Source organism: Polaribacter ponticola (genome assembly GCF_026191475.2).
In the GTDB taxonomy this organism is placed as follows: domain Bacteria; phylum Bacteroidota; class Bacteroidia; order Flavobacteriales; family Flavobacteriaceae; genus Polaribacter; species Polaribacter ponticola.
Genome location: NZ_JAOSLC020000003.1, coordinates 2,382,959 through 2,396,169, shown reverse-complemented (window position 1 = coordinate 2,396,169; position 13,211 = coordinate 2,382,959). Strand labels below are relative to the sequence as shown.

Sequence of the window (13,211 nt, the reverse complement as noted above, 5' to 3'; positions counted from 1 at the left end):
TCTTCTAAACTATATATTGATTTTGGTGAGAATGAATAAAAAGGAGCTTGATTTTAGATTAATAGCAGAATGGAAATATTCTATTAAAGAATGGAATGAATTTGTTGTTATAGAAAAAGAAAACAAAAAAGAAGATAGTGTCTATTTTGGTATTGGAATTCTAACTTTAGGAACAGTAATGCTAATGATTTTAAGAAAAACTAATTTACTTACAGGAGTACTGTTTACAATTTCTTTTGCAATTCTAATTCCATGGCTAAGGTTTAAATTTAGCTACAAGCATTTAAAAAAAGGTGTTAAAAACCCATCAGTTAAAATTTATTCAGATCATTTATTAATTAACTCTCATAAAATTAAATTATATGGAAATAAAAAAAGAGTTAAGAGCCTTAAAATTATAAAATCGAAAAACAATTTAAATTTACTTGAGTTCGATGTGCAATGGATTACCTCAAAAGGCCCTATAAATGATGAGTTTCGAATTCTAATACCAAATGATAAAATGATAGAAGCAGAAAAAATAATTGCAACTTTTTAATAATGTTATGAAAAAATCTATCTATTTAATATGTTTAATAATTAGCGTAAGTTTTCTAATTTCTAACTCTGCACAACCTGGTGTTTGGAATGCAGGAGGAAGTGGAGTTTTTAAACTCTTATATCCTAAAGACAGTATTGCTTATAAAAAAATTCAGATGAAATCTGAAAATATTTTCATGCAAATTTACAATGGTTTTGCTACTGTAAAAGGCAATTATTATTTTAAAAACACCAATAAAGACACACTAACTATAAAAGTTGGTTATCCTATAAATAATGTGTTCGAAAATATTACCCATAATAATTATGCAAATAATGTTACAGTCGATGGCTTATATAAAATTAAAGGATTAATAAACGGACAAGCTGCAACTCTTATGAAAAAACCAAATGAAGAAAATGATAACTGGTATGTTTGGAGTATTACTTTTCCGCCAAATAAAATTACAAAATTTACTGTTTATTTTTTAGTGAATACTAATAATGCTAAAATTACAAGAGGTTATAACTCCAATAAAAAAAATGCTTTTATTTATTTAATAGAAACTGGGTCTCTTTGGAAACCTCCAATAGAGAAAGGTAACTTTTACACACAGTTAAAAGATAAAATTTTAATTCATCAAATTAAATCAAGTTCCCCAACTAAACTGTTTTTTAACAAAGAGAATTCAACATTAAAATTCTCTTTGTTTAATTACGGAAAATCTCCAGATTCTAACTTTGTAATTACATATGGGGAGAAGTTAGAAAACTTTAATTTTAAAGAAATTACTAAAAAAAGTGAATCCTATTTTAAAACTATAGACTTGTATTCTAATAATAATTTTAATAACTTTTCTTATGATGAAATTAAACTTCCTAACGTTTATAAAGTTGATGGAATTTCTAATGGAATAATTGGCTTTACAATGTTTATTGCAAACTACGGTTTACTTTTTCTATTTGGTATTTTTTTAATATGCTTTTTTAGTTATTACAATAAAAAAAGACGCTTAAAAAAATAAATACGACAAATGCCCTATTGTTGATTTTTAACTATTCATAGACCTTTGTAAAAGAATAAATCTAAAAATTAAAAATTATGAAAAATTTAAAAAACTTACTATTATTTATGTGTCTTTCTATTGTTATCTCTTGTAGTGATGCTACAGATGATGATTTAGGTCTAACGGGAGAAGGTACATTTACAGCTAAAGTAGATGGCACATCTTTTACTTCATTAAAAGCTACAGTTAGTGCAGTAATTACAAATGGAGTTGCTGTTATTGGAGGTTCTAATGCAAATGGAGATTATATAAGAATTACAATTTCTAACTATAATGGAATTGGAACTTATAAAACAGGCGACGCAATTTCTAACACAAACTCAATTCTTTACGGTAGCCTAAATCCGTTTGCTAACTGGAGTTCTACTTTTGATATTGGATCTGGAACTATTGAAATTACAGAAGAAACACCTACCAAAGTTTCTGGAACTTTTACTTTTCTTGGTTATAATGGCCCAAGTGACAGAAAAGAAGTAACAGAAGGAACTTTTAGCGCTACAAAAAGCTAACATTAAAAAGTTATGAAAAGGAAAAAAATACGGCATCTGCCGTATTTTTTTGGCTATTATTTATAGAGATTTGTAAAATAATACTTAAAAATACATCTATGAAAACTCTAAAAAAAATAACACTCTGTCTTTTAACTGCATTTATTATTTCTGCTTGCTCAAGTAATAACGGTAATACTCCTGGAGGTTGTAGTAATGTTTGCAATTATACCCTAACTACAAATGACACTCCTGGAACAGCCGCTACATCTATTGAAGGTACTTATAATTTAACAATGCATTTTCCAGATGCAGAATCTCCTTTTTCTGAAGGTACTAAAGCAACATTTACCTTATTAGATAACGTTTTAACAGTAGAAGTAGAAGGCCAAGAGTGTATAACAATAAAAAATCCAAGGTTAACAACTTCGGGTTCAACAGAAGTTCAATTTAGAGACACTTGTAGAGACATGATTTCTTATGATGTTTCTGAAAACAACGGAGCTTTAAACGAAATAAATATTTCATCTACAACAGATGGTAAATGGTTAGGTCAGTTTAATGATAGGTAACAATTTTAAGATTGTTTTTTAGGGTTACAGGTGGTTAACTATTTCTATAATAAAATATTAACCACCTCCTTTAAAGTATTAAATAAATAAAAACAAGACAATGAAAAAAGCAATACTCCTATTCTTATTCCTTTTTATTTTTATTTTTAAAAATTTTAGTCAGGCAGAAAAATATAATTTAGCTTCAAAAAAACTACATAAAAGAGTAAGAAAAACAATTCAGCACTATTATTTATACGATAAAGAAAGTGGAGGTTTTGTAAAAAAAGCGGTTAACATTTATCGATATAATAGTGACGGAAACCTAATAGAAACGTATTACTTATATAATAGTATTTATTCAGATGCTAAAGCAACTAAAAAAATGTATAACTACAACTCTAAAGGTCTACTAATTAACACCAAAAATGTTAGCGATCATATTGATAAATATAGTTCTGAATATAAATTTACTTATGATAAAAAAGGCTCTTTAACAAAAAAAGAAAGTATCTATAATAATGGAGACACATCATATACAACCTATGTAAATGATAAAAAAGGAAGAGAAATTAGCAATAAATCTTATAACAAAAAAGGAAAACTTACTTCTGAAAGCAACACAACTTATAATGGGAATAAAAAAATTAACATCTATACGGGGTATAGTAGTAAAGACGGAAGCATAACAGGCAATTACACTACAAACTATCGTAATAATTTAAGAACAAAATATTTATCTAATGGAAAATATTCAAACTCGAAAACATCTTATACTTATGATAAAAATGATAATATCATAAAATCGGTTAACATAGGTAAGAAAAAAACTTCTGAAACAAACTACGACTATGTTTATGATAAAAAAAATAATTGGGTAAAAAAACATTATAGATCTGGTAAATATCAATATTTCTATTTTAGAGAAATCTATTTTGAAAATGGGGATGTAACAGGTAGTAGTAATTTTGATAAACAATTTATAAATAGATTAGGAAACTTTGATAATGTTGAAGTTGTAGCTCTTAAAAAGAAAGAGAAAAAAACTTCAACAAATAAGAACTCTTCTTACATAAAGAATAAAACTTGGAATTTCGACTATGTATACCTTAGCGATAAAGTTAAAAAACTTGTAGGCACAATAGACTTAAAAATTAAAGATTTCGGTAACCTAAAACGAAACTCTAATGTTGATTTTAATATAAAATTTAAATCTAACAACTTTACTTTTTCATTTATAGTAGATGACTATAAAGAATTAGAAGACAAATATCAATGGACACTAACTAATAACAAAAAAGAAACAGGGGTACTTTACGTTTTTAAGAAAGAAAAAGTATTAAAAGATAAAGGTTCTAGTAACGATTTTTATGTAAACGGTCTCTTAACAATTGTAGAAAAAACAAAAAGCAGTATGTCTTTTTATTTAAAATAAATTTTTAATGAGTCTATTAATTCTTATACCTTTTATAATTCCCCCAATTATAATAGTTCTATTATTAGGGTTTTATCTCTCTTACCAGAAATTAAAAGAATCTGAAAGAGAACACTTTAAACATTTATACTTAGAACTGGATTCAGAAAAGAAGAAAGCACATCAATTAAAAAATATTACTGAAAGAATAAAAATAATCAACAATTCTACTCAAAGAAAAATACTTCAAATTAAAGTAGACATTTTTAATATAGACTTTAGTTTAAGTGAGGTTTTTAAATAAAAAATATGAAAAAAATTACAATAATATTTTTCTTTTTAGCTTGGGTTAATTCATTTTCTCAATCAAAAAAAGATTACAATATAGAAGCGATGGCTTCGTATAAAGAAAATCAACTAAAAGCTATAAAATTATTAAAAACTACATTAAAATTTGCTCAAGAAGAAAAGAACAAAGAACTCATAAGCTTAACAAAAAATAATCTAGGAATTATTTTTAGAGATTTAGGAGAATTTATAACTTCTAAAAAGTATTCTAATGAAGCTTTACAAACTACTAAAGACTCTATAATTAAGGCTTCTTCTTATATTAACATTGGTGCTTGCAACAGAAAACTTGGTCTGTATAAAGATGCCATTTCAAATTATTTGAATGCGCTAAAAATTTATGAAGCAAAAAAAAGTTTAAAAGAAATTGCTACTGCAAATAATAATATTGCCATCGTTTATAGTTACTTAAATTTAAATAAAAAATCTCTTGAATATTATAACAAGGCTAAACATACGTTTGAAAATTTAAATGATAAAAAAGGAATTTCACAAACTTACAATAACATTGCTATCGTTTATGCAAATGAAGGCAAATTAGAAACATCTTTAAAAAACTTTAGGTATTCTTTACAAATAGAAAAAAATTAAATGATAAAAAAGGAATTGCAGAATCTTTAAATAATGTTGGTTCTATACATTATTATCTAGGAGCAATAGATTCTTCTATTTATTATTTTAACAAATCTGCAAAACTAGAACGTATTATTGGAAACTTTGCAGGCATAAGTGCTAGTTATAATAATATTGCTCAAGTACTATTAGAAAACAAAAGAACAAAAGAATCTAAAAAGTATATAGATAGTGCTTATGTTTTGGCTATTAAGCATCAAACTTCAGAAGATATTGAAAGTGCTCTTTTAAATTACACAGAATACTATGAGAACAATAGAAACTATCGTAAATCTCTTACTTATCATAAAAAATATTTAACATTTAAAGATAGTTTAGCAAAAAAATTGAATATAAAAGTATTGCAAGAGTTAGAAACAAAATATCAAACTGAAAAAAAGAAAAAGAAATAGTATTACAGAAAGAAGAGATTTTAGAAAAAGAATTACAGATAAAAAACAGAAATTTATACGCTATAATTGTATCTTCAATACTTATTATTTTAGCTATAATTTTCTTAAGTATTTACAAAAGAAATCAACTTAAAAGAAAACAATTACAAAAAGAAATTGATTTAAATGATGCGCTTTCTGTAATAAAAACACAAAACAGGTTACAAGAGCAACGTTTAAGAATTTCAAGAGATTTACATGACAATATTGGGTCTCAGCTTACTTTTATAATTTCATCTATAGATAATTTAAAATACATCTCTAAAGACGCAAATAGTAAATTAAAAGACAAATTATCTAGTATTAGCTCATTTACTGGCGATACAATTCATCAACTTAGAGATACTATTTGGGCAATGAATAAAAGTGAAATTACTATTGAAGATTTACATGCCCGTATACTATCGTTCATAGAAAAAGCTAAAACTGCAACAGAGAATATTGAATTCGATATTAAACAAGAAATAAGTGAAAGTTTTTCTCTTACTTCTATAAAAGGGATGAATATTTTTAGAGTAATACAAGAAGCTATAAACAATGCTATTAAATACGCAGAAGCTTCAAAAATTAATATTTCAATTTCTAAAAATAATGAGGATTTAAAAATTTCTATTAAAGACAATGGTACTGGTTTTGATATTAAAACTGTAGATTTAGGAAACGGTTTGTCTAATATGGAAAAAAGAATGAGTGAAATTAATGGAAAAATAAATATTAGCTCAAAAAAACTCTTAGGAACTGATATTCAAATAATTTGTAAATTGTAGCCTTATACTTTTAAGGTGATTAAAAATTTAATTTTACTGTTTTTGTTTACTTCGTCAGTTTTAATTGGCCAGAAGCAAAATTATCTAGACCATGTTTTAGCTACAGAAAATACGCTTTCTAGTAAAGAATTTTTAAACTCTATTCTAAAAATTAAATACGACAAAGCTTTAATTGATGCTAAAAAATATCTTTTACTTGCCAAAAAAGCAGAACAAATAGCCATTAAAATTAATGATAAAAAATCTCTAGCTAAAGCCTATGAGGCCAAATCTTTGGCATATCATTTTTCATCAAAAACAGAACTTTCTATTGCCAATAATTTATTAGCTATAGAAATTTATGAAGAAATTAATGACTACGAAAACATTGCCAATACATACATAAACTTAGGTTGGAAAATAAAAAATAGTGATTTAAACCAAGCTATATTTTATATGAACAAAGGGATAAAAGTATTAGAAATTAACAATTTAAAAGCAATAGAACTAAGTGCAGCATATAACAATTATGGTGTTTTAAAACATCGAAAAGAACAGTTAGACAGCGCACTGTATTTTCATAATAAATCTTTAAAACTTAGTATAATAAATAAAGATAGTATTGGTATACCATTTGCGCAAACCCATATTGCACAGGTTTATATTAAGCAAAGAAAATTTAAAGAAGCAGAAAAAAGGTTAGAAGAATCTTTAGATATTAGAAAAAAAGGAATGACATTTATGGGATTACAGATAGTTATCTATATTTAGGTGATCTTTTTTTGCTAAAAAACAGTTTAATTCTTCATTACAATACTTTAAAAAAGCAGAAGAAATAGCAAACAAAAACTCTTATTTCCCTTTAAAAAAATATGCTACAGAATATATTTATAAAAGCTATGAACAAAGTAAAGATTTTAAAAATGCTTTTAAATATTATAAAATATACTCACAATTAAAAGACAGTATTTTAAACCGAAATACAAACTCGAAAATTGCTGAATTAAAAATTAAGTTTGAAACCAATGAAAAAGAAAAAGAAATAACCAAACAAAAGTTAATTATAAAAAATAGAAAACTATACATAACTCTATTAACTGCAACATTAATAATTCTAACTATTTTATCTTTAGGATATTACCATCGTTATCAATACAAAAAGAAACAATTACAAAAAGAAATAGCATTAAAAGATGCACTTTCTAAAATAAAAACTCAAAACAGGTTACAAGAACAACGTTTAAGAATATCAAGAGATTTACATGACAACATTGGCTCTCAATTAACGTTTATTATCTCTTCAATCGATAATTTAAAATACATTTCTAAAGAGGTAAATAGCAATTTTAAATCTAAACTAACTAGTATCAGTTCGTTTACATCAGACACTATTCATCAATTAAGAGATACTATTTGGGCAATGAATAAAAGCGAAATATCTGTAGAAGATTTACACGCTAGAATTTTATCTTTTACCGAAAAAGCAAAAATTGCTGTTACTTCTACTCAATTTAAAGTTGAATATAATATTGATAAGAATAGTAGCTTTTCTTCTTTAATAGGAATGAATGTTTTTAGAGTAATACAAGAGGCTATAAATAATGCTATTAAATATGCAGAAGCTAAGAACATTACAATTCAATTATCAAAAGTAGCTACTAATTTTACCGCTACAATTATAGATGATGGAATTGGTTTTGAAAATGATAAAATTGATTTTGGTAATGGTCTTTCAAATATGAAAAAACGAATGAATTCTGTTAACGGATTTCTAGAAATAGATTCTAAAAAGAAAAAGGGAACTAAAATCATTTTAAAAGTAAGTTTAAAAAATACGGCAAATGACGTATAAATAAGCTTTTAAATAATAGCTATATTTATTGAAAAAGAAAAAACTATGAACCTTAAAATTTGTATTGCAGAAGACAATTATTTTTTAGTTAAAGCTATCAAAGAAAAACTTTCTTTTTTTGATGATATTTCTATAAAATTCCACGCTAACAATGGTGCCGAATTAATTGGCAAACTAGAAGAAAACCATAATATAGATGTTGTTTTAATGGATATTCAAATGCCAATAATGGATGGTATAAAAGCTACAGAACTTATTAAAAATAAGTATCCACAAATTAAAGTGATAATGCTAACTGTTGTAGACGATGATGATTGTGTATTTAAAGCAATTAAAGCCGGAGCAAATGGCTACCTTTTAAAAGAAATAAATGCAGAAAACTTACACAAAAGCATAATAGAAGTAACAGAAGGTGGTGCTCCAATGACTCCAAGCATTGCGTTAAAAACATTAAACTTATTAAGAGACCCAAGTTCTTTAAATTCCGAATCTGAAGTTGTTAATAATATAAAATTAACAAAAAGGGAAACAGAAATTCTATTACAACTAAGCAAAGGCTTAAATTATAACAACATTTCTGAAAACTTAATTATATCTCCTTCTACAGTTAGAAAACATATAGAAAATATTTACAAAAAATTACAAGTACATAGTAAAATGGAAGCTGTAATGAAAGCTAAAAAGAACAACTTAATTTAAAGATGTTTATATAAGCTGATCTACATTTTGCCAAGGTCCGCCATTAATTACATCTACTCCGTTTTGTTTTAAAAACTGAGTTGCTTGCCCGCTTCTACCACCACTTCTACAAACAGCAATTACTGGTTTATTCCAAGATTTAATTTGTTCAACTTCTAAAGGAATTAAATTTAAAACAATATGCTTTGCGCTTTCAGTATGCCCTTCATCCCATTCTTCTTGAGTTCTTACATCTAAAATTATTGCATCTTTTTCTAAATACTCTTTAATTTCTAAACTCATATCTTTTCTTTTAAACATGTTAAATAAGCCCATGTTATCTATTTTATAGTTAATGCAAATTTAAACCATTTTCTATAAGTTTTGTGTAACTTTTATTACTTTTTAAGTTTTCTAATGCATTTAAAATACTAGATTTTATAGAAAAATTATTAGTTAAAGCTAATTCATACAACTCTAAAAGTAATAACCAATCGTTAGGAAAATTTGTACTTAATTGCTTAAATATTTCTATAATTTTTTCTTCTGTAGATGATTTATTTTCTCGTAAAGTTCTTACCTCCTCATATAAAGTATACAATTCTTTTTCAGATTCAGAATATTTAATTTTATGTGTTTTAACTTCAGAAACTTTACTTGTATCTTCAAAAGAAGCCACATCTGCAGAGCCAGAATATGCAGAAATAACTTCTTTACCAATTGCCATATCGTAAATTCCCCATTCTGGTTTAAAAAGAATTTCGTCTTTATAAGTAACTGTGCAATCATCCAAAGAAATAATTAAAATTTTACCTCTTAAATCTCTTGTTCCTGTTATCGCTTTTCCTTTTACAATTACACCACTTTCAAATTCTAATGTCATAAATTCACCTTCATAAATTCCATAAGCCCTTAAATCTCTCGGGCTCATGTCTTCTATATTTAAATTTATTCCTTTTAATTTCCCTATCGGGCTTCCAAATCCATTTGCATGATAAGAAATTCCGTGGCCAATTAATTCTTTATCTCTATTAGCTAAAGCAGTTGGACCTAAAGTTTGAAAATAGGCAACCTTATTGTTTTTATGTTGAATTACATTTGTAAAAACTCCAGAAATCTGAATCCCTGTAGATAATTCAATAGTTCCTAAGTTTTTAGAATCTATTAACTTTTTAACACCATTTAACCCTCCTTTTCTTAACGCCATCGTATTTGCAAACTCATTTAAAACTAAACTTAAATAAGCAAAATCTGGGGTAACAAATAACTGTGGTTGTGGCTTAGTAATATCAAAACTTATATTAGCAGCTTCTATAGAATACGGTTTTTTCTTAACCGCTTCTTGCATACACCAAGCGCTCTCACCTATAGAAGACAATAAACCTGCTCCATATATCTTAGGGTTTTCTAAAGTTCCTATTAAACCGTACTCTACTGTCCACCAATGTAAATTTCTTATTTGTGCCATTTCAGACAATTCACCCATATTATCTTGCAACCACTCCACTTGTTTTTGAGCTTCATTTATTTCACTTTCAGATGAATTTGGGTCTTCTTTTAAAATTGATAGAAGCCTAATAGCTTCGTACATTTCATAATCTTTAGAAGATGAAATAGCCTTACTTCCAATTTCTCCAAAACGTCTTAAATATTCTGAATACTCAGGGTTTGAAATTATTGGTGCATGACCTGCAGCTTCATGAATAATATCTGGTGCTGGTGTATATTCTATATGATTTATGGTTCTCATATCTGAAGCAATTACTAAAACATTGTATGCTTGAAACTCCATAAAGGCATTTGGAGGAATAAACCCATCTACAGAAACTGCAGACCAGCCAATTTCTTTTAAAATTCTATTCATTCCTTCCATGTGAGGAATGTTTTCTACAGAAATACCTGTTTTTGTAAGTCCGGTTAAATAAGATTTATGAGCAACTCTACTTAAATAATCAACATTCATTCTCATAACATATCTCCACACAGCTTGGTTCTGAGAAGTGTATTCATTATAAGGTTGCTTAACAATAAACTTATGTAAATGTTTGGGTAACTTTTGTGTTACTTCATTAATTTCAAAATGTAATTCCATTAAGTATTTGATAAAATTTACTATGTAAAATTACGAATTTTACAATTCATTAAGCACTGTTTGCTATTAAAAATTCTTTTATTATATATTTTAAAATTCCCACCTAAAATTAAAATCAATAAAGAATAATCACTTTTTAAAATAGAAAAAACTTTACGCTATCGGTTTCGTAAAAATTTAAAATAACCATCAAAATCTTTCTTATTTTTACAGTATAAAACACAACAATGAACAAGAAAGTTATCTTAATGATTTTAGACGGTTGGGGAATAACACAAGACCCAAAAGTTTCCGCAATTTATAATGCAAAAACTCCATTTATCAATAATTTATATAACAAATACCCACATGCAGAATTACGAACAGATGGTGAGCATGTTGGCTTACCTGAAGGGCAAATGGGGAATTCAGAAGTTGGTCATATGAACCTTGGTGCGGGTAGAATTGTCTATCAAAATTTAGCTAGAATAAATAAAGCTGTCAAAGAAAAAACATTGGGTAAAGAAAAAGTATTATTAGATACTTTTAAATACGCAAAAGAAAATAACAAGAACGTTCATCTTTTAGGCTTAGTTTCTAATGGAGGAATTCATGCTCATATAGACCATTTAAAAGGTTTAATAGACGTAGCAAAAGAAAATAACGTAGATAATGTGTTTTTACATGCATTTACAGATGGTAGAGATTGTGATCCTAAATCTGGAACCTATTTTATAAATGATATACAAGAATATATGAATGATAATGGTGGCGAAATAGCTACTATTACAGGAAGATATTATGCTATGGATAGAGATAATAGATGGGAACGTGTTAAAGAAGCTTATAACGGAATTGTAAATGCAGAAGGAACTAAATCTAACAACCTTATTGCTACAATGAATACTAATTATGAAGCAGGAATTACAGATGAATTTCATAAACCAATAATTGCTACAAATAAAGATGGCTCGCCAAAAACAAGTATAAAAGAAGGCGATGCTGTAATTTTTTTCAATTACAGAACAGATAGAGGAAGAGAGTTAACAAATGCTTTATCTCAAAATGATTTTCCTGATTTTGGTATGAAAAAATTAGATTTGTATTTTACAACTATTACGTTGTATGATGCTTCTTTTAAAGGAATAAACGTAATTTACAATACGGATAATATTAAAAATACATTGGGTGAAGTTTTATCTAAAGCTGGTAAAAAACAAATTAGAATTGCAGAAACTGAAAAATACCCTCATGTAACTTTCTTTTTCTCTGGCGGACAAGAAGAACCTTTTAATGGTGAATCTCGTATTTTAAGAAACTCGCCAAAAGTTGCAACGTATGATTTAAAACCAGAAATGTCTGCTTACGAATTAAAAGATGCACTTTGTGAAGATTTAGAAAAAGGTGAAGCCGATTTTGTTTGTTTAAACTTTGCTAATGGAGATATGGTAGGCCATACAGGTATAATGGAAGCTGCTATTAAAGCTTGTGAAACTGTAGATGAATGTGCAAAAGAAGTAATTGAAACTGGTTTAGCAAATGGTTACTCCACTTTATTAATTGCAGATCATGGAAACTGTGAAACAATGATGAATCCAGATGGTTCACCTCACACTGCACATACAACAAACCCAGTTCCTTTCATTTTAATCGATGAAGAAATCAAATCAATAAAAAGTGGTATATTGGGTGATATTGCTCCAACAATATTAGAGTTAATTGGAGTGGAACAACCTAAAGAAATGACCCAAAAATCACTTTTATAATTATGAAAAATACAATAATCCTTATACTCTCAGCACTTTTTATCTCTTGTGGAACATCACAAAACATAACACAAACCACACTTGTTAAATCTAAAAAAGAAGAGCCCAAAGTTATAAAAAAAGAAATAAAAAAAGTGGTAAAAGCAATTACTGCAAAAAAAGACACTAATGGTTATTTAGTTGGCGTTGCTAACAAAGATTCTTTTTCTGACGAAGCTTTTAAAGGTTGGTTTAACAGTAGGTACGAAGAATACACAACTGATAAAGAAACAATTGGAAAACTAACAGAAGCAATTAAAGGATATACTATAAAAGGTTTTATGGGTACTTGGTGTGGCGATAGCAAGAGAGAGACTCCTCGTTTTTACAAAATTTTAGAGGAAACTGGGTTTGATGAAAATGATTTTGAGTTAGTAACTGTAAATAGAAGTAAAAGAACTCCAGATAACCTTCAACAAGGATTTAATATTATAAGAGTACCTACTTATATTTTTTATAAAGATGGTAGAGAAATTGGTCGTTATGTAGAATACCCTAGAGAAACATTAGAAAAAGATATTTTAAAAATAGTTTCTGGTCAACCTTACAAACATTCTTACGATAAAAGCAAATAAATATCTTGCTTATTCTTAAGAAATAAATTCTAA

The 13,211-nt window shown here is 27.0% G+C and carries 16 protein-coding genes and 2 pseudogenes; 16 read left to right on the top strand and 2 right to left on the bottom strand.

Annotated features, from left to right (window positions below; all coding sequences use genetic code 11):
• Window positions 1–31 precede the first annotated feature (31 nt).
• From N5A56_RS16095 to N5A56_RS16040, 14 genes and pseudogenes are all read left to right on the top strand, one after another.
• A complete protein-coding gene (locus N5A56_RS16095) occupies window positions 32–538 on the top strand; it encodes a hypothetical protein (RefSeq protein ID WP_265726430.1) in 507 nt (168 codons plus the stop codon).
• 7 nt (window positions 539–545) lie between these two features.
• Complete coding sequence (locus N5A56_RS16090) at window positions 546–1,544, top strand: hypothetical protein (protein ID WP_265726431.1); 999 nt, start codon at window positions 546–548, stop codon at window positions 1,542–1,544.
• A 77-nt stretch (window positions 1,545–1,621) separates the two neighbouring features.
• A complete protein-coding gene (locus N5A56_RS16085; RefSeq protein WP_265726432.1) occupies window positions 1,622–2,095 on the top strand; it encodes a DUF6252 domain-containing protein in 474 nt (157 codons plus the stop codon).
• Window positions 2,096–2,193: 98 nt separating this feature from the next.
• Window positions 2,194–2,646 (top strand): hypothetical protein, encoded by a 453-nt coding sequence (locus N5A56_RS16080; protein ID WP_265726433.1) that lies wholly within the window; start codon window positions 2,194–2,196, stop codon window positions 2,644–2,646.
• Window positions 2,647–2,746: 100 nt separating this feature from the next.
• Entirely contained in the window at window positions 2,747–4,060 is a 1,314-nt protein-coding gene (locus N5A56_RS16075) for a hypothetical protein (protein ID WP_265726434.1), read from the top strand.
• A 7-nt stretch (window positions 4,061–4,067) separates the two neighbouring features.
• Window positions 4,068–4,343 (top strand): hypothetical protein, encoded by a 276-nt coding sequence (locus N5A56_RS16070; protein WP_265726435.1) that lies wholly within the window; start codon window positions 4,068–4,070, stop codon window positions 4,341–4,343.
• Between the two features lie 5 nt (window positions 4,344–4,348).
• Window positions 4,349–4,978, top strand: a complete 630-nt coding sequence (locus N5A56_RS16065; RefSeq protein WP_274270556.1) for a tetratricopeptide repeat protein — start codon at window positions 4,349–4,351, stop codon at window positions 4,976–4,978.
• Between the two features lie 224 nt (window positions 4,979–5,202).
• Window positions 5,203–5,412 carry a hypothetical protein gene (locus tag N5A56_RS16060; RefSeq protein ID WP_274270555.1) on the top strand — a complete coding sequence of 70 codons (210 nt, stop codon included), beginning with the start codon at window positions 5,203–5,205 and terminating at the stop codon, window positions 5,410–5,412.
• Window positions 5,409–5,804 (top strand): annotated as a pseudogene (locus N5A56_RS17775) (histidine kinase); the annotation flags it as partial. The gene N5A56_RS16060 and the pseudogene N5A56_RS17775, both read left to right, overlap by 4 nt.
• 3 nt (window positions 5,805–5,807) lie before the next feature.
• Window positions 5,808–6,218, top strand: a complete 411-nt coding sequence (locus tag N5A56_RS16055) for a sensor histidine kinase (RefSeq protein WP_265726437.1) — start codon at window positions 5,808–5,810, stop codon at window positions 6,216–6,218.
• Between the two features lie 15 nt (window positions 6,219–6,233).
• Window positions 6,234–6,968: a tetratricopeptide repeat protein gene (locus N5A56_RS16050; RefSeq protein ID WP_265726438.1), complete on the top strand. Its 735-nt coding sequence runs from the start codon at window positions 6,234–6,236 to the stop codon at window positions 6,966–6,968.
• A 64-nt stretch (window positions 6,969–7,032) separates the two neighbouring features.
• A pseudogene (locus N5A56_RS17770) lies at window positions 7,033–7,614 on the top strand (histidine kinase); the annotation flags it as partial.
• Window positions 7,615–7,617: 3 nt separating this feature from the next.
• A complete protein-coding gene (locus tag N5A56_RS16045) occupies window positions 7,618–8,049 on the top strand; it encodes a sensor histidine kinase (RefSeq protein WP_265726439.1) in 432 nt (143 codons plus the stop codon).
• 45 nt (window positions 8,050–8,094) lie between these two features.
• On the top strand, window positions 8,095–8,748 hold the full coding sequence (locus N5A56_RS16040) for a response regulator transcription factor (RefSeq protein ID WP_265726440.1): 654 nt from the start codon (window positions 8,095–8,097) through the stop codon (window positions 8,746–8,748).
• A 6-nt stretch (window positions 8,749–8,754) separates the two neighbouring features.
• Here N5A56_RS16040 and N5A56_RS16035 read toward each other — a convergent pair whose 3' ends face one another.
• Both N5A56_RS16035 and N5A56_RS16030 read right to left on the bottom strand, forming a co-directional pair.
• Window positions 8,755–9,030, bottom strand: coding sequence for a rhodanese-like domain-containing protein (locus N5A56_RS16035; RefSeq protein WP_265726441.1), 276 nt, complete (start codon window positions 9,028–9,030; stop codon window positions 8,755–8,757).
• Between the two features lie 49 nt (window positions 9,031–9,079).
• The gene (locus tag N5A56_RS16030) at window positions 9,080–10,819 is read right to left on the bottom strand and encodes an aromatic amino acid hydroxylase (protein ID WP_265726442.1); all 1,740 of its coding nucleotides are present in this window, start codon (window positions 10,817–10,819) and stop codon (window positions 9,080–9,082) included.
• A 227-nt stretch (window positions 10,820–11,046) separates the two neighbouring features.
• On the opposite strand from N5A56_RS16030, the gene gpmI reads away from it, so the two are divergent.
• Window positions 11,047–12,564, top strand: a complete 1,518-nt coding sequence (gene gpmI, locus N5A56_RS16025) for a 2,3-bisphosphoglycerate-independent phosphoglycerate mutase (RefSeq protein ID WP_265726443.1) — start codon at window positions 11,047–11,049, stop codon at window positions 12,562–12,564.
• A gap of 2 nt (window positions 12,565–12,566) precedes the next feature.
• Window positions 12,567–13,178 (top strand): thioredoxin family protein, encoded by a 612-nt coding sequence (locus N5A56_RS16020; protein ID WP_274270554.1) that lies wholly within the window; start codon window positions 12,567–12,569, stop codon window positions 13,176–13,178.
• The last annotated feature ends 33 nt before the right edge of the window (window positions 13,179–13,211 follow it).